At 48.4% G+C, this 25,955-nt stretch carries 18 protein-coding genes, 3 pseudogenes and 1 other annotated feature; of the genes and pseudogenes, 12 read left to right on the forward strand and 9 right to left on the reverse strand.

The annotated features are described in order from the left end of the window. The first annotated feature begins 861 nt into the window (after positions 1–861). A complete protein-coding gene (locus tag ACQ4MX_RS13090; protein WP_431091018.1) occupies positions 862–2,277 on the forward strand; it encodes a carboxylesterase family protein in 1,416 nt (471 codons plus the stop codon). A gap of 39 nt (positions 2,278–2,316) precedes the next feature. Here the strand turns inward: ACQ4MX_RS13090 and ACQ4MX_RS13095 are convergent. The 3 genes and pseudogenes from ACQ4MX_RS13095 to ACQ4MX_RS13105 all read right to left on the reverse strand — a co-directional run. Beyond that, positions 2,317–2,445, reverse strand: a pseudogene (locus tag ACQ4MX_RS13095) (hypothetical protein); the annotation flags it as partial. Between the two features lie 43 nt (positions 2,446–2,488). Beyond that, positions 2,489–2,789: a sequence feature (16S ribosomal RNA rRNA prediction is too short), on the forward strand. A 276-nt stretch (positions 2,790–3,065) separates the two neighbouring features. Then, positions 3,066–3,354, reverse strand: a pseudogene (locus tag ACQ4MX_RS13100) (MmcQ/YjbR family DNA-binding protein). Positions 3,355–3,404: 50 nt separating this feature from the next. After that, complete coding sequence (locus ACQ4MX_RS13105) at positions 3,405–3,830, reverse strand: MaoC family dehydratase (protein ID WP_431091019.1); 426 nt, start codon at positions 3,828–3,830, stop codon at positions 3,405–3,407. A gap of 154 nt (positions 3,831–3,984) precedes the next feature. Between ACQ4MX_RS13105 and ACQ4MX_RS13110 the strand changes: the two genes are divergently transcribed. The 5 genes and pseudogenes from ACQ4MX_RS13110 to ACQ4MX_RS13130 all read left to right on the forward strand — a co-directional run bounded on the left by ACQ4MX_RS13110 (position 3,985) and on the right by ACQ4MX_RS13130 (position 7,896). Next, positions 3,985–4,647, forward strand: a complete 663-nt coding sequence (locus ACQ4MX_RS13110; RefSeq protein WP_431091020.1) for a DGQHR domain-containing protein — start codon at positions 3,985–3,987, stop codon at positions 4,645–4,647. Between the two features lie 170 nt (positions 4,648–4,817). Then, positions 4,818–5,768: a DNA ligase gene (locus ACQ4MX_RS13115; RefSeq protein ID WP_431091021.1), complete on the forward strand. Its 951-nt coding sequence runs from the start codon at positions 4,818–4,820 to the stop codon at positions 5,766–5,768. A 131-nt stretch (positions 5,769–5,899) separates the two neighbouring features. Beyond that, a pseudogene (locus tag ACQ4MX_RS13120) lies at positions 5,900–6,334 on the forward strand (DNA ligase); the annotation flags it as partial. A gap of 111 nt (positions 6,335–6,445) precedes the next feature. Continuing rightward, positions 6,446–6,988 carry a MarR family winged helix-turn-helix transcriptional regulator gene (locus ACQ4MX_RS13125; RefSeq protein ID WP_431091022.1) on the forward strand — a complete coding sequence of 181 codons (543 nt, stop codon included), beginning with the start codon at positions 6,446–6,448 and terminating at the stop codon, positions 6,986–6,988. Continuing rightward, positions 6,973–7,896, forward strand: a complete 924-nt coding sequence (locus ACQ4MX_RS13130; RefSeq protein ID WP_431091023.1) for an alpha/beta hydrolase — start codon at positions 6,973–6,975, stop codon at positions 7,894–7,896. Before ACQ4MX_RS13125 ends, ACQ4MX_RS13130 begins: the two co-directional genes overlap by 16 nt. An 80-nt stretch (positions 7,897–7,976) precedes the next feature. Here the strand turns inward: ACQ4MX_RS13130 and ACQ4MX_RS13135 are convergent, their stop codons facing one another. Continuing rightward, the gene (locus ACQ4MX_RS13135; protein WP_431091024.1) at positions 7,977–8,912 is read right to left on the reverse strand and encodes a manganese-dependent inorganic pyrophosphatase; all 936 of its coding nucleotides are present in this window, start codon (positions 8,910–8,912) and stop codon (positions 7,977–7,979) included. 361 nt (positions 8,913–9,273) lie between these two features. On the opposite strand from ACQ4MX_RS13135, the gene ACQ4MX_RS13140 reads away from it, so the two are divergent. Next, entirely contained in the window at positions 9,274–13,566 is a 4,293-nt protein-coding gene (locus tag ACQ4MX_RS13140; protein ID WP_431091025.1) for a S8 family serine peptidase, read from the forward strand. 81 nt (positions 13,567–13,647) lie between these two features. On the opposite strand, the gene ACQ4MX_RS13145 is transcribed toward ACQ4MX_RS13140, so the two are convergent. Further along, positions 13,648–15,138 (reverse strand): sensor histidine kinase, encoded by a 1,491-nt coding sequence (locus ACQ4MX_RS13145; protein WP_431091026.1) that lies wholly within the window; start codon positions 15,136–15,138, stop codon positions 13,648–13,650. Beyond that, a complete protein-coding gene (locus ACQ4MX_RS13150) occupies positions 15,135–15,821 on the reverse strand; it encodes a response regulator transcription factor (RefSeq protein WP_431091028.1) in 687 nt (228 codons plus the stop codon). Before ACQ4MX_RS13150 ends, ACQ4MX_RS13145 begins: the two co-directional genes overlap by 4 nt. A 289-nt stretch (positions 15,822–16,110) precedes the next feature. Between ACQ4MX_RS13150 and ACQ4MX_RS13155 the strand changes: the two genes are divergently transcribed. The 5 genes from ACQ4MX_RS13155 to ACQ4MX_RS13175 all read left to right on the forward strand — a co-directional run bounded on the left by ACQ4MX_RS13155 (position 16,111) and on the right by ACQ4MX_RS13175 (position 21,823). After that, positions 16,111–18,414 (forward strand): glycosyltransferase family 39 protein, encoded by a 2,304-nt coding sequence (locus tag ACQ4MX_RS13155; RefSeq protein ID WP_431091029.1) that lies wholly within the window; start codon positions 16,111–16,113, stop codon positions 18,412–18,414. Between the two features lie 17 nt (positions 18,415–18,431). Then, positions 18,432–19,523: a glycosyltransferase family 2 protein gene (locus tag ACQ4MX_RS13160; protein ID WP_404521647.1), complete on the forward strand. Its 1,092-nt coding sequence runs from the start codon at positions 18,432–18,434 to the stop codon at positions 19,521–19,523. A 3-nt stretch (positions 19,524–19,526) separates the two neighbouring features. Further along, entirely contained in the window at positions 19,527–19,949 is a 423-nt protein-coding gene (locus tag ACQ4MX_RS13165) for a GtrA family protein (RefSeq protein WP_431091030.1), read from the forward strand. Then, positions 19,946–20,821, forward strand: coding sequence for a UTP--glucose-1-phosphate uridylyltransferase GalU (galU, locus tag ACQ4MX_RS13170; protein WP_431091032.1), 876 nt, complete (start codon positions 19,946–19,948; stop codon positions 20,819–20,821). Before ACQ4MX_RS13165 ends, galU begins: the two co-directional genes overlap by 4 nt. A gap of 174 nt (positions 20,822–20,995) precedes the next feature. Beyond that, positions 20,996–21,823 carry a class I SAM-dependent methyltransferase gene (locus ACQ4MX_RS13175; RefSeq protein WP_431091033.1) on the forward strand — a complete coding sequence of 276 codons (828 nt, stop codon included), beginning with the start codon at positions 20,996–20,998 and terminating at the stop codon, positions 21,821–21,823. Positions 21,824–22,000: 177 nt separating this feature from the next. Here ACQ4MX_RS13175 and ACQ4MX_RS13180 read toward each other — a convergent pair whose 3' ends face one another. From ACQ4MX_RS13180 to ACQ4MX_RS13190, 3 genes are all read right to left on the reverse strand, one after another. After that, positions 22,001–22,747, reverse strand: a complete 747-nt coding sequence (locus ACQ4MX_RS13180; protein WP_431091034.1) for a glycerophosphodiester phosphodiesterase — start codon at positions 22,745–22,747, stop codon at positions 22,001–22,003. 88 nt (positions 22,748–22,835) lie between these two features. Then, positions 22,836–23,897, reverse strand: coding sequence for a hypothetical protein (locus ACQ4MX_RS13185; RefSeq protein WP_431091035.1), 1,062 nt, complete (start codon positions 23,895–23,897; stop codon positions 22,836–22,838). 26 nt (positions 23,898–23,923) lie between these two features. Beyond that, positions 23,924–25,756, reverse strand: a complete 1,833-nt coding sequence (locus tag ACQ4MX_RS13190) for an HSP90 family protein (RefSeq protein ID WP_431091036.1) — start codon at positions 25,754–25,756, stop codon at positions 23,924–23,926. Between the last annotated feature and the right edge of the window lie 199 nt (positions 25,757–25,955).

A 25,955-nucleotide genomic window follows, 5' to 3' on the forward strand; every position in this document is an offset into this window, starting at 1 on the left:
ATTTGTCTAGAGACACAATTAATTAGATCGTAAGCATAAGACCAGTATTGGCGTCCTCCATCATATACTCTTTCACAAAGTTCAGTAGCAGTAAGTGTAAACTGCACAGCAAGTTGATTAGGGTCATTAATATGGGCAAAAGTAACAAAAGTTCTCGTAGCAGCTTGTTCATCTTTAGCCGTATGCAGGGTAAATGCATTTAACAAACTTTCTCTGTCTTTCAGGTATCGTAAGCTCGCAATATCAACTCCAATATGGTAATAGTGTCGCTTTTTACTACGTTATAAACTATTTCTTCAATTTCCTTTAGGAACTCTATATCAACTGAATCTTGATACAAAGCCTCGTATAGCTTATCGTATGTTTGCAGTTTCATATAGACTCTTATTGATTCCTCATTACCAACTGGAATAGATTTTTCCCTAGGTGGTGTAGTCTCTGGGTTTATTACCTCCCTACTCCAGTCAATGAACCACATATTACCAATCATTGGCTCTGCTTTTGTATCAATAATCTGTTTAACATTGTATAGAATGATTTTATATTTTCACCGCTTAAACTGTAACCTATGAAAATAATTGGATGTTCCATGAAATATGTAAATAGTTTAACAATTAAATAGATTTGCTTCTTGAAAAAGTTTTCGTAATCTTGCTGTTCAAAGGTCGGGAGCTGAGGCATTCGATATCTTCCCTCTTGTTGGACGTGCGCACCATCACGGCATCCTCCTTCACTCCAAGGCCGATGGGGTTGACCAAAATGTCCGAAATATGTCAGTCATAGTCTGGGTTTCACCTTTTATTATTATAAATAATGACCTAAAATGATCATATAACCTTACCTATGAAAGGAGCAATACAAATGAAACCTGACCACACCCTCAACGGAAGGACCGAACACATGAACAATACCGATACCGCTGCCCGAGCGATCCGCTCCTGGCTAGGCATCCCCTACGCCAGTGCAGAACGCTTCCGCCGCCCCATTTTGCTGCCGTTCAACCCGGCCCTGCCATACGACCAGAAGGGACCCGCACCGCTGCAACCCGGCGACAATAGCTGGTTGGAGGCCGACAACGGATTCAGCGAGGACTGCCTAAATCTCAACGTCTGGGCACCCGAAGACGCTGGCGACGATCCGCTCCCCGTGATCGTCTATATCTACGGTGGCGGCTTCGAACGCGGCGCGAACACCCAGACCACTTCGAACGCCTCAGGTCTTGCCGCGACCGGCCGCGCCATCGGGGTGTCCCTGAACTACCGGCTCGGCCCGTTCGGCTGGCTTTCGCTCTCCCAGTACGGTGGCGCGTTCGCGGACGCCACCAACCTCGGCCTGCAGGACATCATCACCGCGCTCAGATGGGTGCAGGAGAACATAGCCCGCTTCGGTGGCGATCCTCAGAATGTTACCGTCACTGGACATAGCGCTGGAGCATACTCAGCGATCGCGCTCCTCGCTGCCCCGGCGGCCGACGGCCTGTACCACCGCCTTGCGGCCTTCTCCGGCGGTGCGTCCCGCATTGTGCCTGCTTGGTGGGCCGAAGAGCTCGCGATCACGTTCCTCACCGAACTCGGCATCGCGGACGATCCCGAACAACTGCTCACCCTGGATGGGAAGCTCCTCGCCGAGACGCTCATCAAGGTTAGCCCGCGCGACATCGGCGACAAAAACGGCATCGATAACACGACTATAGGCATCGTGAACGACCACTCTCAGACCGGGGCCATTCTCGTAGACACGCCGCTGCGTGTCCTCGAATCGGGGCGTCACCGTGACATCGACATTCTCTTTAGCACGGCGACGAACGAGGCGGACTGGTGGGTTATCAACGCGACCGAGACGTTCGACCCGGGCAGCATCGATAACCTCGTTGACGAGCTGGTAACGAAGTCGCGGATCCCCCGAAGCCGTGCTCGGCGCATCGTCGCCGCCTACGACGTCAACGGACGCACTCCGGTCGAGGTCCGCGGGGCGCTCTTTACCGACTACTTCTTTACCCTACCCGCCGCCCGTGCGGCACTCGCCCACGCCGCCGCAGGCGGCACGGAGATGTACGGCATTGTCGGCCAGCAACGCCCCCGACATAGCGACGAGCAAGCCATCCGGGACACCTTCGTCCGCGACGCCCTCCTCGACTTCGCCGCAGGCAACCACGACCGGCTTTGGAACTCCGTGACCACGGAACCCACCTCACATGGCATCGGCAACCCACCATACGACCCCACCGCCCATGCTGCCGAAGTCCTGCGCACCTTCGCGGGCATCGAACGGACCTAAGCTGCCCCAAACGCGCACGGGGTCGCGCACCAATCCAACTCACTTAGCAGCGCCAGCGGCCCCGCCGGCAGCACGTGAGAACAGCTTCATGACCAGGAAATTGACCATGACCACCAGGACCGGGATAAGGAAATAGTTGGCCAGTTGACGCAGCCAGGAATTGAAGAAGCCGGCTGTCGCCTAGAGGCTCAGGACGAACGCTGGCGGCGTGCCTAATACATGCAAGTCGAGCGGTCCCTTCGGGGGGATAGTGGTGGACGGGTGAGTAACACGTAGGCAACCTGCCTGTAAGATCGGGATAACTATCGGAAACGATAGCTAAGACCGGATAGCTGGTTTTCTCGCATGAGGGAATCATGAAACACGGAGCGATCTGTGGCTTACAGATGGGCCTGCGGCGCATTAGCTGGGGGTAGTACCAGCGTCTCTGTCACTAGGGCAAAATGGATGGATAAATATGTGAGATATAAGCGCTGGGACTTTCGCTATGATTGGAGAAATACCAGCGTAGGTGTCACTACGCGCAAACGTATGGAGTAAACCTACATTTATCGTGTCGGTGTCCAATTCGGCAATCGGTACAAGTTTTTGTCCTTGACTCGGGACAAGAACTTGTACCCTTTATGAGATTCCCAGTAATTTTGATGAACCTATTTTTGCTTCTCTACGCTAACCTGCCGTTACCTTAAAGAAAAAGCAGCCGGTCGTTTTGGACAGCTGCTATCGTATTACTATAGTTTCCCCTAGCTGAAAACTTGGCTTCAATCCACTGCGAAGCGTTAACGGTTTCATAAGGAGTTTTTTGACTTAGGTTTCGTAAGTTCAAAGCTATGATGAACCATCTCAAAAATATCATCTTCTTTCATGTTACGATCCAAAAGAATTGTATTCCAGTGCGTTTTGTTCATGTGATAACCAGGTTTAACATCTTCAAAAATGTTGCGTAGGAAATCAACTTTGTTTGGTTCACACTTGAGGTTTAGGCAAAGAGTTTTTTTTGTGAGGTATAACAGTCCATTTTTCATCAAACGGTTGGTCTTCATAGACATCAGAATAGGTTAGGCAATAGGAGATTATTTCCTCCTAATATATTTTATTTTCCTCCTTGCTAAGAATAACTGTTTGTATTATTTTCTTATTAAAACTGTCAATTCCCCTTCAAAAACTACCTCCTCTTTCTCATTAAAAGTTGTTAGTAAAACAGTTACTAATCCTGTTTCATTGCGTTTCTCCCTAAGTTCGGTGACCTTCACAAGTATATATAATTCGTCTCCCGGATATACAGGTTTTATAAATCTGATATTGTTCATAGATGTTCCTGCAATGACCTCATCACCATAATTACCTGTTTCAACCCATAGTTTAAACGAAACTGCTAGGGTTTGAATTCCTGACGCAATGATTCCATTAAATCTTCCCTGTTTCGCTTTGTCCTCGTTTAAGTGCATATATTGGGGATCGAATTCAGACGCAAATCTGATGATATCATCCTTGGACAATCTCAATGACTTGGTTTTAAATTCTTGTCCAATATAAAATTCTTCAAACCGCATTTATTACACCTTCTTTTTCATTTTTTCTATGCATAGTTTATCATTTATGAAACTAACCTGCCCGTTCGTATTATGAGATCAACCAGTTCTTTCTGGTTGATCCTTTTTTCATTTGCATAGAGGATTAAGATAGCCTGGTCGAACGTACCTGCCCGTGCATCGTCTTGGTGGTATTGAGCGATATATAAAAGAAACAAATACCGAGATAAATGTTCCATTTCTAGCTTTCCATTACCTTGATGAAGATGAGGAAATACATTTTTTTGATACCATTAATACCAAAGCGAAAGGCATTGGAACCTCTTTGAGTAAGTATTTGCGACGTAATGACGATAATTATAGCTGGATAGCGACTGAGCTAGTAACGCGTCCTGAAAGTCCTTTCCACAATATTGGGAGTATCATCGGTAAACGTACTCGAGGAAGGCATGTTACTCTTCAAAATCTGTATAGAACACTCCAACATCTATTCAAAGAACAAAAATTTTTAGGTATGACGAATGAAGAGAAATATCAAATAGCTTTAAATTATTATCGGTATATCAAAGATGTTTTTGCGAATGAATGGATCAATTATGGGGATTACCGCATAACACATATTGTTTGTTTGGATGCTCTTTCAATTGCTGGAGCAAAAGTTCTAACCAAATGTGTTAATGATCGTGGAAGAATGAATTATGATTTGATGCATAAGTACGTGAACAGACTTACATCATTAAACTGGTCTTCAGAAGGACCTTTAAAATATATAAAAGGCGTGAGTGGGTCAAAATCTTTAGCAATAGATCTAATCGATCTAATATTACCTTCTTCCTAACTTGAAATACAGAAGGACTATTCCACTGAAGTGGTAGTCCTTTATTTTATTTCTTTTTAATATTTCTTTGAGACTCAATGGCCTTAGCCATAAAAATATAACAATGCTCACACTAAAATTTCTGAAAATGGAAAGAATGAAATCTAGGATATAAGGGGGCGGGATAAGATATGGAACTAGAGCCAATCATTCCATTTGAACCAACCAGGATGCAGAATCCTCCATCAGGAACCAACTGGGTAGCCCAAGTAAAATGGGATGGGGTAAGAATTTTACACTACTGTGATGGGAATGAATCTCGATTATTCAATCGTAAATTGAATGAACGTACGCTGCAGTATCCTGAATTACTTGACACTAACTCCTTCTGCAAAGCTGGTTCTGTCATTCTTGATGGAGAGGTCATTGCCTTTGACAACACTAAGCCTTCCTTTCATGAAGTTATGAAAAGGGATCGTTTGAAACAAGAACAAAGTATAAAGCATTCCTTAAACATAACCCCTGTGACCTATATGATTTTTGACATCTTGTTTTACAACGGTACCTGGGTTACTGATAAATCATTAGAGTTTAGACAACAACTGCTCGATCAAATTATCGTACCGAGAAATAATATACAAATTGTACAAAACTTCAGCGATGGAACAGCTCTTTTTAATCTTATGGGTCAATATCAAATGGAAGGTGTAGTCTATAAGGATATATCCAGTAAATACAGAATAAATGGTAAAGATGCTCGATGGAGAAAGCATAAAATTGTGAATGATCTTTTTGCTGTTGTAGGTGGAATAACGCGAAGTAACCATATTGTAAATTCACTTTTATTAGGTCTGTATACCGATAAAGGCGACTTTATCTATATCGGTAGTGCAGGTACAGGGAAATTAACACGTCATGATTGGGCGTTCATTACTGAAAAAACGAATAAGATTGTTTCAGCAAAACGTCCATTCTCAAATGATCCCGAGAAATCCAAAGATGTTATCTGGGTAAAACCAGAGTTAACCGTGAAGGTTGAATATCTTGAGTTTACTTCCGGTGGAACTATGAGACATCCCAGTATTCAAACTATTATTGATGTTGATAAAAATGAATGCACAATAAATCAAATACTCAAGTAAGTTAGTGTACATAATTCATGCCTTAATGTACAACGCGTTATTTATGTACATGTATTTACTAATCCTCGTTACCCTTATAAAACAAGAAAAGATATAAATTTTTACGATTAATGTTCATAACTTTTATGTAGATACTAATCAAACGTTTGGACAGTCCTTACACATTTGGCGGGAAGGATGGGCGATGGGTTAAGGTCAAGAATTACGGCGATAGCATCGCTGTCATTGGAGGCTACACTTTAAACGGAGGTGTCATCAATGCTGTGTTGCTGGGGCTGTACGACAAGCAAGGAGGGCTGCGCTACATTGGACATGCAGGCACAGGGAAGCTTACGCGAGAGGACTGGCGTCAGCTTACGGAGCGACTAAGACCGCATACCATTTCAGTGCGGCCTTTTGTCAATGAGCCGGAACGTCATCGGGATGCAATATGGGTACAACCTATGTATACCGCCAAGGTTCAATACAGTGAGTGGCGATGGCAGGAAGGGCGTACCCTCCGTCAGCCCTCTATACAGGCTTTTGTAAATCAGGACGCAGGGCAGTGCATTGGACCTTGGTCATGATAAGTTGGGCAAATATATTTTAAAAAAAGCGGAATAAAGTTTGTATAAATCATTGCAACCAGTGGTTAATTAAATTACAGTTAACTAATTAACTACATCGAGGTGGATCGCATGTTCTTTTTCTTGGACTCCGAAATTCGTCAACTGGCCTATAATCTGTTTCCAGGTGGCAATAAACCGGTTGGTGTTTTGGTAGAGCTATTTTCTATAACGTATGAAATTCGTAAAGGCATGGAGAAACGTTCACGTGAATTCGGGCTCTCCTATGGGCAATATATAGCGCTTTGTGTGCTTTCTGCGCAAAGAGACGAAATGTCATCCCCTTCTGCATTGGCTGAGAAGATGGGTGTAAGCCGGGCAGCGATCAGTTCCATGGTCATTTCCCTTGAACAAGATGGCTACATTAACAAATACGATGATCCGAATGACAAGCGTGGCATCTTTGTTTCTCTGAACGATAAAGGAAGAGGCAAGATCAATCAAATGGACCCTTTTTTCATAGGACTGGCCTCACGCCTGATGTCGGACTTTAGCGAGTCGGAAATCTGCCAGTTTGAAACCTATCTGTCACGCGTACGGTCTGCATTTGAAGATGTGAAAGGTTCGCGTCTAACTGATCCCGGGGAGGGAGGAGAAAAATGGTGCGAAGACTGAAACAAAGGCTGTTCGTCAAGCTTGCGCGTATATCCGCTGGCAGAATGGTGGCGGCGTCTGATTTCAAGCCATCTCATTCTCCGAAGGTGCACCGGGAAGAACGAATCATCCCCACTTCTGTAGGTGACTCCAGGGTACTTGTATATGAGCCTGCCAACCGGACTGGCGATCCACTGCCTGTATTCGTCAATTTTCATGGTAGCGGCTTTGTGATGGGCAGTGCAGAAATGGATGATGCCTGGTGCCCGGTCATTGCCGAACGTGCCAATTGTGTCGTCGTTAATGTCGATTACCGCTTGGCCCCGGAGCATAAATTCCCTATTCCGTTACAGGAGAGCTATGATGTTACCAAATGGTTGTACAAGCATCCTGATGTACTGAACGTCAATCCCCAGCTCATTGCCGTCGGAGGACATAGTGCGGGCGGAAACCTTGCCGCAGCGATTTGTCTAATGGCCCGGGATCGCAAGGAATTTCCCATCGTATATCAGGTGCTGGATTATCCTCCTCTGGATATCGCCACCGATCCGAAGCTGAAGCCTCAATTCGAGCAGGCGATTCCGCCGCGTATCGCAAAAATTTTTAATGACAGCTATTTGCACACGCCGGATGAGGCACGAAACCCGTTGGTTTCGCCTGTTTATGCAGAATCACTACATAATCTTCCACCTGCACTGATTATAACCGCCGAGCTGGACTCCTTGGCCGACGAAGCCGAGTTATACGCCAAACGGCTGATTGAAGCGGATGTACCCGTGACCTATAAAAAATATATGGGCGCTGCCCATGCCTTTACACATAGCGGTGATCTCGCCCTAGCCGAGAGCGCCTGGCATTTGATGAGTGATCAGTTGAAAATGGCCTTTGAATTTCGCATCGGAGATGTACTGTCGGAACTAAAGAAATAAAAAAAGAAGCCCCTGCCTCCGCTGCTATAATGCAGTGCTGGATTCAGGTGGCTTCTTTTGTATTGTAGCCTGCTTCCGAATTACAGACTGTTAAAAGCGTCTGTCAATACAGGTACGATCTGCGATTTGCGGGATACGACACCTTTCAGAACGGCTTTATTGTCGTCAAGCTGCACATTGTAGGCTTTTTCGACCGCTTGTGCTTGGCTTCCCAGCGCAATACCAATGGAATCACTGTTCACAATATCTGTTACGACGAACAGGAACAGGTCCAGGTTTTTAGCTGCAATTGTTTGGGACAGCGCTACTTCCAGCTCGGACTGACGGGACAGCACGTCGTTCACATCTACCGCGTTCACTTGCGCAATTTCCACTTTGCGTCCGTTCATCTGGAATTCCTTCGCATCCAGACTCACCAGCTGTTCAATTGTGTGACCGCTCAGATCAGCTCCTGCTTTCAGCAGATCGAAACCATAGCTATCTGCATCCACACCAGCGATTTCAGCCAGTTCACGGGCAGCAGCTACGTCTTGGTCGGTGCAGGTTGGGGATTTGAACAACAGGGAATCGGAAATGATCGCGGACAGCATCAGACCTGCGATTTCTTTCGGAACCGCTATCCCGTTTTCCTTGTAAAGCTTGTTCAAAATCGTGGCTGTGCAGCCTACAGGCTCAGCGCGGAAGTACAACGGCTGGCTTGTTTCAAAGTTAGCGATCCGGTGATGGTCGATGACTTCAGTTACACGCACTTTGTCAATGTCAACCGCACTTTGCTGGCGTTCATTATGATCGACCAGAATAACGCTCTCTGTTTCCGCAGCAACCTGTTCAACCAGACGCGGCGCACTCACTTTGAAATAATCCAGTGCATACTGCGTTTCCCCGTTTACCTCGCCCAGACGAATCGGCTCCACGTCCGCACCCAGTTTGGTTTTCAAGTCTGCATAAGCAATAGCTGAGCAAATGGTATCCGTATCCGGATTTTTATGCCCGAAAATCAATGTTTTTGCCAACATAATCGACTCCTTTGCACTAAGCATTTTATATCCTCATAAAATATCAACAATTCCAATGCAGATTATATCATTAAATCTCGTATTCTCCCATTCCCCTTTGAATGATTTCAAAATTAATCTAGTAAATTCATAACATTTCCATGGAATATGCACGTGAAGTTAACCTTATTTTTTCTAAAAATATAAAAAACATATAGTAATATATCCCACTAACATGGTAAGATATTCCTCAAAACTGGCAAGTTAGTCACCAGTGGTCAATTCTATCATTTGAATCTTGAGGGAGGCGTGAGAACTTCGACAGTGGCTTCAAATCCTAGTATGTAGACAAATCATATTTTGATTGAAAAGAGGGAAATCTTTGAAAAAGCCTATCATTTTGAGAAAAATTCCTGTCGTAACACTCGCTCTTGCCTTGACGGTAAGCTTGTCTCTTCCATCTGTCAGTTCTGCTGCTACCGTAGACCTGCAAACCCGTTCATTTTTAGAAGCACAGGAAACTTTGACTTCCGAAGCAACACCGGCGTTCATTTCGCCAGAGCTGAGTACCACTTCCCCCCAGCAGGTCAGAGTCATCGTACAGCTTGATGGCGAACCACTAGCCGTGGACAAATATGCGGCACAGTCGGGCAATCAGACTTTCACAGCTCGATCCGAACAAAAAGCGGAATCCGCTATCGTCAATGAGCAAACAACGTTCGTGGATAGAGCGGCAGAGCACAGCATTCCCCTTCAGGTGAATTACCAGTACAACACGGTACTTAACGGTTTGGAGGTTACGCTTCCAGCCAATAAAATTCCGGAACTGGCAAAACTGCCAGGCGTAAAATCCATCCACGAAAACAAGACGTACTATTCCATCCCCGTACAGGACCCGCCGACACTCACCGCCAGCGAAGCAACGTATGATAACGCACCGCTGGATCAGATTGGCGTTCCTGAAGCCTGGGCTAAAGGTTGGACAGGCGAAGGGATTAAGGTCGGGGTTATTGATACCGGAATCGATTATGAGCACCCGGATTTAAAAGCAGCTTACAAGGGTGGATATGACTCTTTTGAGCAGGACAACGATCCATACGAGGAGCCTTTCCTTGAAAAAGAGAATGACCCGTACGGCACAGGTTTTGCCGGAACAACTCACGGTACGCACGTCTCCGGTACGATTGCTGGCCAGGCCGCTAATAAAACAGCAGATATTGTACAAAAGGGTATTGCCTATAAATCGGACTTATACGTATATAAAGTGCTTGGACGCAATACCAAAACCGGGCGTTCCTCCGGTTCCTCCGCACAGGTCATTGACGGTATTGAACGCGCTGTCAAGGATGGCATGAACGTGATTAACCTGTCCCTCGGCTCAGACTCCGAGAAGGACCCGAACTCCCCGGACTCCATTGCCATTAATAATGCGGTGCTTTCCGGTGTAGTTGCTGTCATTGCGAATGGTAATGCGGCACAAGACGGGAATTATTATTATTCAATGGGTTCCCCTGCCTCATCCCAGTTGGCCATTTCCGTTGGTGCGGCAACCTCGCCGAGCAAAAGCTTCTCAGGCACAGCTTCAGTAACCCGTGATTCCTATTGGGAAGCGAATGGTGAATTGAAGAAAACAGTAACCGCCGATGCTTATGCGCATTACGGGTTTAATCTGATGGGCTGGGGGACAGGCCAAGAGGATTTTGCTTCAATTCTGGGAACTGCCCCTTATGAACTGGTATATGCAAATTTGGGGCAGCCTGATGATTTTGAAGGAAAAGATGTAGCCGGAAAAATTGTCCTCGTGTCACGTGGAAGCCTGACATTCGTGGATAAAATTGCAAATGCAAAAGAAAACGGCGCAAAAGCCGTAATCATTTTTAACGGGAGAGCAAAAACGACTGACATCACGCAGGCTGATTTGACAGACTCCATTCCGAGTCTAGATAGCAACGTAAACGCTAACCAGGGCGACAGCTTTGATTTTATTCCAACCTTTGATATGAAAGGTAAGGAAGGTCGCGCGCTGGCTAAACAACTCGTCGACAACGCCGGAGAAAAGTTCTCTGTCTCCTTCGGAGAGAAGTTTATTCGCACAGATAATGCAGGCAATACGATGGCTGGATTCAGCTCCCGTGGGCCGAACGGCGACGAGTTGCTTAGCATCAAGCCGGATGTGAGTGCACCGGGGGTCGGCATTTTGTCAACCTATCCTGCTTTCGCCAAGTTCTATCCGGATGCCTCTTATGATCATGCTTACAAACGTAGCAACGGAACCAGTATGGCTTCTCCGCATGTAGCCGGACTTGCTGTATTGCTGAAGCAGCAGCATCCAAACTGGACGCCGTTCGATATCCGTGCTGCTCTGGCGAACACGTCGGATACGCTTTACGATGAGGCTCAAATCCAATACGATGTGTATTCCCAAGGTGCAGGACTTGTAAACATCGCCAATGCGATTCAGACCCCAGCCCTGCTGGAAACTGTTGAAAAAATTACGATTCTCGATAAGAACTTCAATCGGCAAGAGGTCGTGAACTACAATCCTTCCGCCAGCTTCGGGATCTTAAAACCAGGCAGTGATGCGAAGCAAATACAATTGCAGCTTAAAAATCTGTCCGCAAACAGCGTACAGTATGAAGCCAGCTACATTTTGCATGATCATGTAACTTCTGATCCTGCCAAGCCCGTTGCCACGCCTAACGTGAGCAATATCGCTGTTCAGTTGCAAGGTGTTGGCACGAATGGGGCGCTCTCGGCAGAAGCGGGTAAATCCCAACCGTTCTTCCTGTCCGTACAGCCAAGCTCAAGTGCAGCTACAGGCGTATATGAGGGAGAAGTTATCCTGAAAAGCGCCGGACTGCCTACATTGCATCTGCCATTCGTCGTTCATGTCGGCAAGGAAAATCCGCCCACAGGCTTCGGCTTGCAGGATCTGAGTATAACCAACCCGATTATTTATCCAAACCGTACAGGCGCTCAACGCTCAACAGATCTTGCTTTCCGCCTGACCACGGATAAAACAAACCAAATTGCTCTCTATGTATATGGCATAGATGATAAATTAATTGGTCTTATTAATGGAATTACGACTTCCAAGGAACAAGGAGTTAACGCTCGTCTCAAGCAAGGAGCGTATGCTTTCAAAGGCATTGACGGAAGCTATGTCGAATACGATGCCAACGGAAAACCTGTTCTGGATGCCAGCGGTCAGCCCGTTATTCAGCATTTGAAGGACGGTGTGTATAAGCTGGAGGTTAATTCGCCGGAACTGAATGCGAAAGGCGAAGTCGAGACCAATACTGACGGCCCTAAATTTTTCACCGCTATGAAGGCCATTCGCGTCGACAATAGCGCTGCCTCCAGCAGTGGCGGAGGTGGAAGTGCAGGTGGAGGTGGCGGCAGAAGTAATACTACACCTTCCGCTTCAACCACCACATCCACCCCTGTCGCTACATCTGCACCTTCACTTCAATCCGTAGTGAAGCAAGGACAGGCGGTAAAAGCAGTAGCTACAACTGTCTCGGTGAATAATAACGTACAGTCACTGACTGTAACCGATGCAGATTTGCAGGCTACTGTGACGGCAGCAGGCTCCAGCCCAATAGCCATCGTCCTGTCGGCCAGCAGCCAAGCGGGTCAAACGACCAAAGCAGCACTGACTTCCGCCCAACTGACAATGCTGGGCAAGGCTCCGGCAGGAAGCAGCCTGATCGTGAGCAACACAGGATCTTCCCTGGCTTTGCCGATATCTGCATTGAAAAACGCTCCTGCTGGTGCAGGCATTGAAGTAGTAATCAGCAGCCAGGCACAGGAAAGCAACACATTTACGAGCAAGCTGAAAGGGTCGACTGTGATTGGCACCCCTGTAGGGTTTGAAGCTAATGTGGTCACTGGCGGCAAGAGCGAACCGCTTAAGGTTGCGCCAGGACAGTTCATTAGTCGTTCCTTCACCGTACCTGGCCAAATTGAGTCGAATACAGCCGGTGTTCTCTATACAGCTAACGGAAATGTCTCCCCGGTTCCATCCGTCTTTACCAAGCAGGCAGATGGATCAACAGTCGTTAAGGTAAGCCGTCCGGGCTTCTCGACGTATGCAGCGGCGACTCGTCCCGTTAGCTTTGAAGATATTTCATCGTCGTATGCTCAATCCGAGATTCAGTCGCTTGCGAACAAGCTGCTGATCAACGGCACCACAGACACGGCCTTCTCACCGAAGAAGAACGTGACACGTGCGGAATTTGCAGCCTTGGTAACCCGGGCTCTTGGCCTGACACCGGGTACTGCCGCACCATTCGGCGATATTCCAGCAGGTAGCTGGTATTCCGGCGATGTGGCAGCCGCTTACGAGGCCGGATTGGTCACAGGTCGCAGCGGCGACAAGTTCGATCCGAACGCTAACATCAGTCGTCAGGAAATTGCAGTCGTGCTGAGCAAAGCAGTAGACCTGCTTCAGATCAAAGCATCTGTAGATGGCCCTGCGCGCACACCGTATCATGATGCTTCATCCTTCGCAGGCTACGCCAAGGATAGCATTGAAAAAGTGAGCGCAGCAGGCATTATCAACGGGGCAACCATCAAGGGCTCCTCCTACTTCCAGCCGAACGCGCCTACAACGCGTGAAGCATCTGCCAAGGTGCTGCATGTGCTTTTACAAAAGGCTGCATTGATTAACTAATCCAAACAGCCTCCCGAGCCGCGTTATAAATAACGTTGCCGTTCGGGGGGCTGTTTTTATGTTATACCATAATTTACAATGTTATACGGCCCCCGCTAACGGCAGCGTAACCTTGAATACACTACCTTCTCCCTGCGTACTTGCAGCGGTGATTTTTCCGCCGTGCGCTTCCACAATGGACTGTGTAATCGCCAGACCGAGACCGGCTCCCCCCGAGCTGCGTGTACGTGACTCATCTCCACGGTAAAAGCGTTCAAAAATCCGCTCCAACTGCTCTTTGCTCATACCTGGCCCGTTATCACGAATCTGAATATCCGCCAGCTTTTTCCCGGCAGACAAGTTTACATGGATCACACCTCTTTCCATATCCGTATGCTGAACAGCATTATGGAACAGGTTGAGCATGACCTGCTTGATTTTATCCCCTTCCGCCAGCACTCGCACACCCGCCGTCATATCAAAAATCACTCTTCGTTTACCCGCCAACATCAGAAGCTGCGGCTTCATTTCCAGCAGCAACGCATCCAGCGACATATCTTCCAGCTTCAGCTCCGGCGTCCGGTCCAGCTTAGCCAGCAACAGTAAATCGGAGACAAGCTTGTTCATCCGTTTGGATTCTCCATGCATACTCTCCAGTGCAGATTGAAGCTGCTTTGGATTAGATGCGGCTCCACGAAGCAGCACTTCCAAGAACCCGTGAATCGAAGTGAGCGGGGTGCGCAATTCATGGGAAGCATCCGCAATAAACCGTCTCATCTGCATCTGTAACTCGCGCTCGGCAGCAAATGAATGCTCCAGCCGTTCCAGCATCCCGTTAAAGGATACCGCCAAGCGGTCCACCTCATACTGCCCCTGCTCTGCGTCAAAGCGCTCGGCCAGATTGCCCGCATCAATGCGTTTGACCGCCTCGACCATCCTCGAAAGGGGCACCAACGTTCGCCGCAGCACAGGAAGCATGAGCGCCAGACCAATTGCGAGCGCAATCAGAGATAACAAAATGAAGGTACGTAGCTGGTTAATCAGTTGCTCCTGCATGGAAGTTGTGGATACGCCCATTTGAAGTAAACCTGACGAACGGTCAGGTGGACCGAGCGGACGGAATACGACCAGTTGCTCGTTCCCTTGTGCATCCGTGAGCAATTGATAGCCATGACGCATGCGCTTGTTCTGCTGCATCGAATTATACTGCTGAGTGGTGAGACGCGGTGGCGTAAGTCCATTTTCGCTGGACAAGCTCAAGAAGGTTCCGTCTTTACCTATGGAAGCGAGCGACATATCCGGCCAAAATAGAAACGGCCCCGGTCGATCATCCCTCCGATTGGTTCCTTCTTGGGGAGTGGAGCCTCCGATCTTCTCTTGCGAATTCTTAATCAATAAATCGGCAGGAATTGAACCTAATTGCGTTCCCATCGCATCCGCCCGACTGCGGTACAGAAAATCTTTCATAAGGAAATATTGCAGAAAGCCGATCAATACGAGCAGCAGAGCCAAAATGAGTAACGTTCTGGCTAAAAGCTGGGAGCGGAGAGAACGGAGCGCAGTTCTTCTCCGACTTTTCCCCGCCGCCATCATAGCAAGTCCACCCGGTACCCAACACCACGCAGCGTACGAATGACCCGATGCTCCTTGTCTTTGAGCTTTTCACGTAAGGAGCGAATATACACCTCGACAATATTGTCCTCGCCCCCAAAATCGTAACCCCATACTCGATCCAGGATGCGACTTTTACTAAGAACAATCCCGTTATTCAATACCAGAAATTTCAATAGTTCATATTCGGTAGGCGACAGCTCCAGCACTTGATTTTGGTAGCGAATTTCCTTTCGTCGATCATCCACCTGAAAGGGCCCGTGAACCACTTCTCCAAGCAGATCAGGGAACTGATTACGCAGACGTGCTTCAATCCGGGCCAGCAGTTCATTAAAACTAAAGGGCTTCACGACATAATCGTCCGCGCCCAGTTTTAATCCTTTTACCCGATCATCCACATCATCCTTGGCTGTCAGCATAATGACTGCAATGTTATCCTCTGTCTCCTTGAGACTTTGACATACCTCAAAGCCATTCATTTCAGGCATCATAACATCCAGCACCGCAACATGCGGGCGGAATTCTTTTGCTAAATCCAGTGCATCACTGCCGTTCTCAGCTGTTTTGACCTCATAGCCTTCATTAATCAGCCCAAGCTCCAAAAATTGCAAAATGTGCGGCTCATCGTCCGCTAGCATAATTTTAACCCCGTGTATCGGATTCATCGCTTATCTTCCCTTTCATGACACCACTTTTTTTCTTAATAAAAGATCGATTCATTTTCACTTGTATCTAATATACCTGAATATTTACGTAAAAAAAGCACCCCTATCCAGCTTTCAGCTAACATTCAGGGAGCGCTCATAACCATTTCAGCTACGTCAGGCATGATAAAAGCAAGCCGGTAGTTCACCGGGCCCAAGATCGGAAATGGCTGATCATTCCACAGTCCTGAAGATAGCGGCTAGAACAACGGAATAAATACAAAGAATTTTCACAGGGAGTGGAATGTACATGATTAAGAAATGGTTCAAGAACAGGGCGGACGTCCCCCTCATCATCATCATGCTGATATCCGCGATTTTGAACGGATACAACATCTGGCAAGACAAATATGTTAACACCTACTACACGACGGCCGTAGCAAGCATGCTAGAGAACTTTCACAACTTCTTCTTTGCCTCACTCGATTCTGCCGGATCGGTAACGGTAGACAAACCGCCCGTCGTGTTCTGGATTCAGACCGCGAGCGCCTATATATTCGGGCTTCACGGCTGGAGCGTTATTTTGCCGCAAGCGCTCGCTCAGGTCGGGTCGGTATTGCTCGTTTACCTGCTCATCAAGCCGAGCTTCGGTACGATGGCCGCTCGATTGGCCGCCTTCGCTATGGCAACTACACCAATTGCAGTAGCGGTCAGCCGCACCAATAACATTGATGCGATGCTGGTTTTCACACTGCTGCTCGCAACATGGTTGCTGTTCAGAGGCATTAGAAACCACAAAATGGGACCGATCCTCTGGGCTTTCGCAGTCGTAGGTATCGCCTTTAACGAAAAAATGCTTCAAGCCTATATGATTGTTCCCGCTTTGGGACTCTTCTACCTGCTGGGCTCCAAGTTTAACTGGAAGCGAAAAGCGATAACACTGGCAGCATCGGCAGTCGTGCTCATGGCTGTGTCGCTCTCCTGGGCAGTCGTGGTGGACTCCACTCCGGCAGACCAACGCCCCTATATGGGAAGCAGCGGTACGAACTCCGTGCTGAATTTGGCCTTTGGCTATAACGGCCTCTCCCGTCTGACGGGAGACCGAGGAACAGGCGGCGGCGCTGGTGGTGGTCAACGCTCGGAGTGGAGACAAAATGCTTCAACCAATAGAGATACCAATTCGGATCAAGCTCAAAAAGCTACCTCATCGGATAGCACTGCAACAACAGGTGGCAACGACACGGGGGGGCAAATGACACCGGGCGGATTCGGCGGTAACGGTCAAGGCGGTCCTGGTGGTCAGGGTGGACCAGGTGGAAATTCCGGTGGCGGCATGTTCGGCACGGGTGAAAAAGGACCTTTACGGTTGTTCCAATCTGCACTGTCAGGTCAAGCCAGTTGGTTGCTTCCATTCGCATTGATTGCTTCAATCGGTCTGCTTGCAAGCATTCGACGCCGTAATATCACGCAAAAACACAAAGAGGTCATCTTCTGGCTGGCCTGGCTGATTCCCGTAGCTGCATTTTTCAGCGTAGCCGGTTTCTTCCATCATTATTACCTGATTATGCTCGCACCACCGATTGCAGCGCTCTTCGGAGCCGGATTCGTGGAATTGTGGGAGCAATATCGTGAGCGTTCCGGCTGGCTCTCCTGGCTGTTACCCGCAGCGGTACTGGCAACCTCGGTATTTAGCTGGTTCGTCCTGCAAAATTACAACGACACTATCGGCAGTGGCTGGTCCATCGCCGTATTGATCCTCGGTATCATCGGCACGGCGCTACTGGTAGTAGCACGATTGAAATCCGAGAAGTTCACGAGATATGCCATCATTGCAAGTGTACTCGCAATGTTCATCGGCCCTGTGTACTGGGCGTTAACACCAATTACCTACGGGGGGAACAGCATGATTCCACAAGCCGGACCAACACAATTTGGCGGCGGTGGAGGTGGCGGAATGCCGGGAGGTAATTTTGGCAACCGAGGCCAGGGTGCAAATGGGCAAAAAGCTGAAGGAACTCAAACGAATAACCAAACCAATAATGCAGAGCAATCCAGCTCTGATGGTATTACTTCAAGCACAGGAACAAGCACAGACAGAGAACAGAGATCTTCTACCCGCTCCAGAGGAATGGGTGGACCAAACGGTAGTCAAAGCTTAGACCAAAAAACGTTGAGCTATTTGCAAAAGCATAACACAGGTGAAACCTACCTTTTCGCAGCAAGCAATTATTCAACAGCCGCTCCTTACATGATTGAAGCTGGACAAAAAGTGATTATTATGAACGGCTTTGTATCCTCCGATCCGGTGTATACCGTCGATAAGATCAAGGCACTGGTAGAAAGCGGTCAGGTGAAATACTTCATGATCAACGGTGGAGGCGGCGGTGGACCGGACAGCGGTAACTCCGAAGTCACTGCATGGATCAAAGAACATGGCAAAGTGATTCCTACAGATGAATGGAAAACAACAACTGGCGAAACCAGTAACCATGCCGAAGCATCCGACAGCGGAAGCGACATCACGAATAGCAACTCGAACGCTCAGGATGGTCAAGGTGGACCTGGCGGAGACGAACGTGGCGGAAGCGGTACTTTATACGAAATCACATTATAAACGAGGAGGAACTACTGATGAGTGAACAAATCCGTTATTCCATAGTTATTCCGATGTACAACGAGGAAGCCGTCATTACCGAAACCTATCGGCGGCTGAAGCAAGTCATGGGCTCGATGGGCGAGCCCTACGAGCTGATATTCGTAAATGACGGCAGTTCGGACCGCAGCGTCCAGTTGATCAAGGAATTTAGTCTCAGAGACGATACCATAGTATTGATTGATTTCTCCCGTAATTTCGGTCATCAGCTAGCGATTACTGCCGGGATGGATTATGCGGTGGGAGAGGCGGTCGTCGTTATTGACGCCGACCTCCAGGACCCGCCGGAACTGATCGTTGAGATGGCCAACAAGTGGAAGGAAGGCTATGAGGTAGTCTACGCCAAGCGGTTGAAACGCAATGGTGAAACTCGCTTCAAAAAGTGGTCTGCCAGCCTCTTCTACCGTGTACTGAAAGCATCAACGGATATTAATATCCCGGTAGATACCGGCGATTTCCGCCTGATGGATCGCAAGGTAATAGACGAATTGAAACGGCTGCCGGAAAATAATCGGTTTGTCCGTGGACTCGTTAGCTGGATTGGCTTCAAGCAGACGGCTGTTGAATATGAGCGCGATGAGCGGCTCGCGGGTGAAACCAAGTATCCGCTGAAACGCATGATCAAGCTCAGTCTGGACGGAATCACATCCTTTTCCATTAAACCGCTCAAGCTGGCAGGTTATATCGGCGCACTCCTGTCCATGTCCGGCTTCCTGTATCTGATGTACGTATTGTTTCTCAACTTTTTCACCGATTCCTATGTCATGAAGGGCTGGTCGTCCATGATTAGCATCAGCCTGATTTTTGACGGAGTGATCCTGATCATTCTCGGTATTATGGGTGAATATGTTGGACGGATTTATGACGAAACCAAAGCCCGCCCGCTCTACATTGTCCGTGAACATCTGGGTGGACAATACGAAAACGGCCCTACCCATGCCATGAAGGCCCCTGAACAACGTGAATCCCTGTACATGCAAGGTTCCCGTGACAGCCTGATATCCGCCAGCCGCACCGTACGCGGCAACAGCGCGGTATATACCGGACCTAAATCCGGTCACGGAGCGTAACCTATGAAAAGCCGCATGGCCCAGCTACTCCCTATGATCCGTTTTGGCATGGTAGGACTGGTGAATACGGGCGTAGATTATATCATTTTCATGCTGCTGGTTTGGGCCGGAGTTCCGGTTGTGTTGTCGCAGATCATTTCATACAGCTGCGGCACAGCCAACAGTTACATTTTGAACAGCAGATGGACATTCGACAAACAACCAGCACCCGATACTCATAAACGTCAATTGCCTAAATTTATCGTCATCAACCTGATCGTATTGGGACTGACCTCCTTATTATTACAAATGCTTCACAGTGGAACCGAGCTGCCGCTTGCCGTATGCAAGCTGATCGCCACCGCAGCCGGAATGATTATCAACTATATCGGGAGCCGATACTGGGTATTCGGTTCCCCATCTCGAAAGGAAAGTGAATCTCTATGAGAAAAATTACAAAAGCCGTTATTCCAGCCGCCGGATTAGGAACTCGTTTTTTACCTGCTACTAAAGCTTTACCTAAAGAAATGCTTCCGATTGTCGACAAGCCAGCTATTCAATATATTGTAGAAGAGGCTATCAAATCCGGGATTGAAAGCATCATTATCGTGACTGGACGTAATAAAAAAGCCATCGAGGATCATTTTGACAAGTCCGTGGAATTGGAACAAGTGCTGGAGAGCAAAGGCAAGTATGATCTTCTGCGCGAGGTTCAAAGCATCGGGGGCAAAGCGGTCATTCACTATATCCGCCAAAAAGAACCCCTCGGTTTGGGACATGCGGTACGTTGTGCCCGTCAGTTTATTGGGGATGAGCCATTCGCTGTGTTGCTGGGTGATGATATTATGAATTCCTCCACTCCGGCGATTCGCCAAATGATGGATGTCTACGAAGCGACTGGCAAGCAAGTGGTCGGCGTACGCACAGTGGAAGAACAGGATGTAAGTAAATACGGCATTATTGACTCCATCCATCAGAACGGTCTTATTCACGAAGTTGGCGGACTTGTTGAAAAACCATCTCCTGCGGAAGCCCCTTCACGGCAGGCAGTCATTGGGCGGTATGTATTGGAGCCTTCCATTTTCTCAATATTGGAGAATCTGTCCACGGGTGCGGGCGGCGAATATCAACTGACTGACGCCCTTCATCAGGTAGCATTGCAGAACCAACTTCTGGCACTAGAACTGGAAGGCACACGTTATGATATCGGTGATAAAGCAGGATACCTGGAAGCCGTACTCCACATGGGTATGCAGCGCGAGGATCTTCGTCCAATACTTGATTCCATGATGCACGAGTGGGCACTGGCTTCACGATAAAATAGGCACATAGGATTGCACCTATCCCCTCTTCCTGTGCATATTCTGATATCTGATCCATGTTGTGGAACCACAAGAGTAGATGGATAAACACATAAACCTGTACAATGTAAAAGTACAGTACCATGGGAATAGGCTCGGCTGTCCGCCGAAATCAGGGAGGAAAAAGTCCATATGATACCTGAGGGGAATTTGCAAAGTAATGTAGACCGTTTCAACGGCTTTGCCGATGACTACGACCAACACCGTCCGGAAGCACCGTCGCTCGTTGTCGAGATCATTACCCGCTATCTGGAACGAAAAGTGGAGCTTGTTGCTGATATTGGCTGTGGAACAGGGCTTTCGACTTTCATTTGGAAAGACGTGGCCCGGCAGATAGTCGGCATCGAGCCCAACCCGGACATGAGAGGAAAAGCGCAGCGCAAGCTGGAGACAGCAGGAGCGACAACGGCAGGCACCATCTCCTTTAAAAGCGGATTCTCCAACAACCTGCCCTTTGAGGATGGAACTGTAGACGTCATCACCTGCTCTCAATCCTTTCACTGGATGGACCCCGACAGCACGCTCAGGGAAGCGGGCAGAGTCTTGGCTCAAGGCGGGGTATTCGCCGCCTTTGACTGCGATTGGCCTCCAGTGCTGCAATGGGAGATAGACCAAGCTTATGTACAACTGATCGCCAAAGCAGATGAGATTCTGAATCGGGAAGCACCTGTAGAGCAGCAAGCCCATAAATGGAGCAAGGATCAGCATTTGCCTAATCTACAGCGCAGCGGACAATTTCGATATACCCGGGAGATTGTCTTCCATAACCGTGAGCAGTGTGACGCAGCTCGTTATATTGGGCTTGTTCTTAGCCAAGGCGGTATTCAGACCCTATTCAAACTAGGCAATCGCACGCTTAATGAAGATTTGGCCTGTTTTGTGAAGCTTGTAGAAGATCATTTTCAGGACAGAACACTGGATATCCTGTTCAGCTATCGTATGCGGCTCGGCGTCAAATAGAAAGGAAACAAGATCATTGTGATGATATATTCTTCAGCTCAAGACCAAAAAAGACTCTCCTTCGCCTCGTAAAAACGAGTGCGTACAGGAGAGTCTTTTGGCTTCAAAAAATAGCCACACTCACGTCCCTGCGTATCTTAGTCGCAGTTCCGTGGTATCTTCGGCTTCGGCTTCGGCTTAGGAAGAGCGGACAGCCAATAGAGATGCCAAGCGATCAGGGTAGTCGGTGATAATACCGCTCACCCCCGCCTCCAGCAGCCGCTTCATTTCTTCCGGCTCATTCACTGTCCACGGGTGATAGACTACACCTGCTGCCAGTGCCTCAGATACTCCCTCCGGTGTGACGGAATGCTTGTAAGCATGCAGGGCTGTGACCCCGAATCGACTTGCATACTCCGCCGGGCGAACCATAATCTCGATATACAGCGCTCCCGTCCTGATCTCAGGGGCCAATTGCGCACAGAGCGCCAGCGATTCATGATTGAAGCTGGAGATAATCACCCGCTCCTCTAAACCGAAACGTCGTACAGCGGCAATCACCTCCTCCTCCATACCAGGATAGAGGTAAATGCTATTTTTCAATTCCAGATTAATGATTGCATCCGAAGACTGTACCAACTCCAGCAGCTCATCCAGCAGCGGCACACGCTCACCCCGGAATTTCTCATCAAACCAGCCGCCTGCATCTAACCCATTCAGTTCTTCCAGTGTAATATCGCGTACATCCAGCGGGGAACCTGTCGTGCGTTCCAGTGATTCATCGTGAATAAGCACCAAATGCCCATCCCGGGTACGCTGCACATCCGTCTCTATGCCGGTGGCCCCCAGCTCCAAAGCGTGGCGAAACGCCGCCATCGTATTTTCAGGGCATACACCCGAAGCACCGCGATGTGCAAAATTAATAACTTTCTCGGTTACAGTCACTACATAACCCCTCCTGTCATTTCACAGGAACATTATACCGCCTCATTGTTTGGGCTGTATAAAATGTTCGTTACTGGTGCGTCTTCTTCTACGCCGTTTGAACAATCTTCCCGATCCAGTCGGTATAAAATGTATTCCCGTTCCGTCGATCGAATGCATCCGCCGCCGACTCTGCCAGTGGTCTGAAATACCCAATGATTTCTGTTAGCGTACGCTCCTCTTTGCCCCACTCCAAAGAAGCAGGCAGACGGATCAGCCGATTTTCTCCCGAAGTATCCAGCTTTTGCAGCAGACCCACCATTGCAGCGTAGAAATGCATTTGCTCCAGCCCGCTCTCATAGTCCAACGCCATATGCAAATGACGCTCTGCCACTTCAATACCCTTAACCGGGTCCGCGACTGTCAAATACTCGATATGCTCGGCTATCGTTTTCAGAAAATCGCGGTCATCCCGAATCAGACGATATCCTTTACGATGATTTTCCTTCGCCTTGTCCACTTCTCCCTGACGATAAAGCGGTAATAATAACTGAGAGAGCGTCACATGTGGGACTTCAGCGCAAGTCATTCGTCCTGACAAAATCGGTTTCGCCACCACAAGCACCTGCTCGTCCTCTCCTGCCAAATAATAAAACCGCACGATCTGGCTCTGCTCGCAGGCTTCACAATCACTCATGCTATCCCGCTCAATCGAACGGAAGGTATCGAGATGCTGACGTGCTTCCTCCAGCCTTCCCATATCCATCGCGATACGGAACTTGTAATAATGATATGGACGCTCATTATACCCGTATTCGGCATAGCGTTTGCGCATATCCTCCACAAGATCCTCCACCTGGGTTTTCGGTATATTAGGAAAGCTGCACACTTTGCCGAGTATCCATTTATAATTCCACAGCAGCTCATCCGGCTCATACTCCTCCGGGTTTTGATCAAATTGACCCAGTTGCCACGAAAAAGCGATCAGCGCCTTCAACGGATATCCATTAAAAATAGCGCAGTCCACAATTTCTCCCCGGACTTCGTAGGCGATTTCTTTCAAACCAGAAGCATCCGCCAAGCGGGCCGCTTCCTCCAAAATCGCCAGCTTGGCCGCCCCTCCGGGCAGATCCTGCGCCTGTTCCATCAAATCATATATCGTATCTTCCATTCGACTAGCCTCCTGTAATTACGCAATTACGTGTTTTGTCCGTTCCCTAATCCCCAATTGATAAAATGCAGCACGCTCCGATTCATCAGCCCCAACTCATTGCGATTCATCGGATAATGGCCCATCATAAGTGCGTTCACATACATCATTTCCGTTGCAGCCGTAATCATCTGTGGATCGGTAGCCTCAAAAATACGCGCCACCACCGGATTGTTCAGATTAAAATATAAGGTCGAGTAGCCCGCATTCTGCTGGACCCCGGCTTTCAGACTATCGAGTACATTGGAAAAAAGCGCCGTTGTTTCTTCGACGGTGTTTTCCATTGAACGCAAGGTTAGCGCATCCTGCGAAATGGTATATAGCACAGGCAGGCTCGCAGGCTCAAAACGCTTCAACTCCGTACGGCAGCGCATCGGTTGCAAAGCAGCATCCATGACGCGCAGCACACTGTAATACTGCTCGCGCTCTTCCTGCGTCAGCCCGGTAAATGAAAGAGATACATCCTCGGGACTAAGCCGCTCGGCTTGCAGAGCAGGGTCGATCCAATGCAGCTTTTCCAAAATTTCCGTATCGTAAATATAGCCGCCATTGATCACCAGCATGGATTGCGCCGCCGCCACATGGGTAATCTGGCGATACTCATCAACCGTCGATGTGTAATGGAGCGGACGCCCGCCCGCCTCGCGGATCAATTCACTCAGCTCACGCCGCCCAAACGTGCTTTCAAAGGAAAACCAGCGGTGCATAATCCGCAGAAATTCATCATCCTCTACCGCGAGCGCCTTCATGGACAGCTCATGCAAACGAATCCAGTGCTGCAAGCGGTCCGGCTCATACTCCGCCATGCGTAGCAGCTCTTGCCGAATACAGGTTCCCAGTTCAGAACGAACAGCGTCAAGCTGCTCATTTTCATAAAAATACTCACGTGATGCCGTCGGCTGCAATTCATCTGTCCAGATCAGACTTTTAATGAAAAAAGCCCACTCCGGCAATACATTCTCTGCTTTGTCGGACACCAGCATATGCTTCAGATACACCCGATGCAGCCGCTTGCTGTTGAGATTAATGCTACGCGGCAAAATGAATGCAATCCCGCCTGTTCTGCCCGATGCCGTCCGCAGTGGAATAAAATCGCCAAAGCGCTCACCCATCAGGCGATAGCCCAATTCCAGTACCTCACCACGTCGACTGCGCAATTGTTCCGGGTCCCGCATCCAGCTAGTCGATGGAAGATTGACGCGCTTGGTCTCCCCGTCTACAGACAGCATGACCGGATACGGCAGCAATGCCCCATAATAAAATAGAGACTCCTCCACCTGCGCTGGCTCGTAATAAAACTCGCTCCCCGGCTTGCAGCGCAAATAAATTTGCGTCCCTACAGGCAGTTCCGTCTCCAATCGACGGATCGTATACGTTCCGTCCGGCTTCCCTCTCCATTCCATGGAAACGCCTTCCTTCACCGAGCGGGTCAGCACCACAATTTCATCGCTCACCATAAAGCAAGACAGCAAGCCAATCCCAAATCGCCCGATAAATGATGTCTCCGAGGCCAGTAAATCCGTCCCCTTTTTCGAAGACTGGCCAATGATCGACAGAAAGCGGTGAATATCCTCTTCCGTCAGTCCAATGCCGTTATCCTGAATCATCAAAACCTGCTGCTCACCGGAACCGGACAACTCCACGGTTACTTTGCCTTCAGCAGCAGTCCCCCCTAGCTCCTTACGAGCCGTAATTGCGTCTGTTGCATTTTGCAGTACCTCACGTATAAATACGCGTGGACTGCTATATAAATGATTGGCCAAAATATCAATCATACCGCCCAAGTTCACCTGAAAACGATATTCGTCCGTTTGACTCATACAGATCATTCCTTTCTATAAATGTTACGGAAATCCTTGGCTTTTGAATAAACCATCATGTAAATTATAACGTGGATTACAGACGGATTGCACACTCTGCATTTCCGATATCAATACGTTGACAACGCAATATCAGGGTCTTTTTTCACCTAGGGTGATCGGAACTGGGTCTAATTAACTTCATAAAAATGTATATAAT

Origin of the sequence: Paenibacillus sp. 8b26 (assembly GCF_050626875.1) — a bacterium.
Taxonomy (GTDB): domain Bacteria; phylum Bacillota; class Bacilli; order Paenibacillales; family Paenibacillaceae; genus Paenibacillus.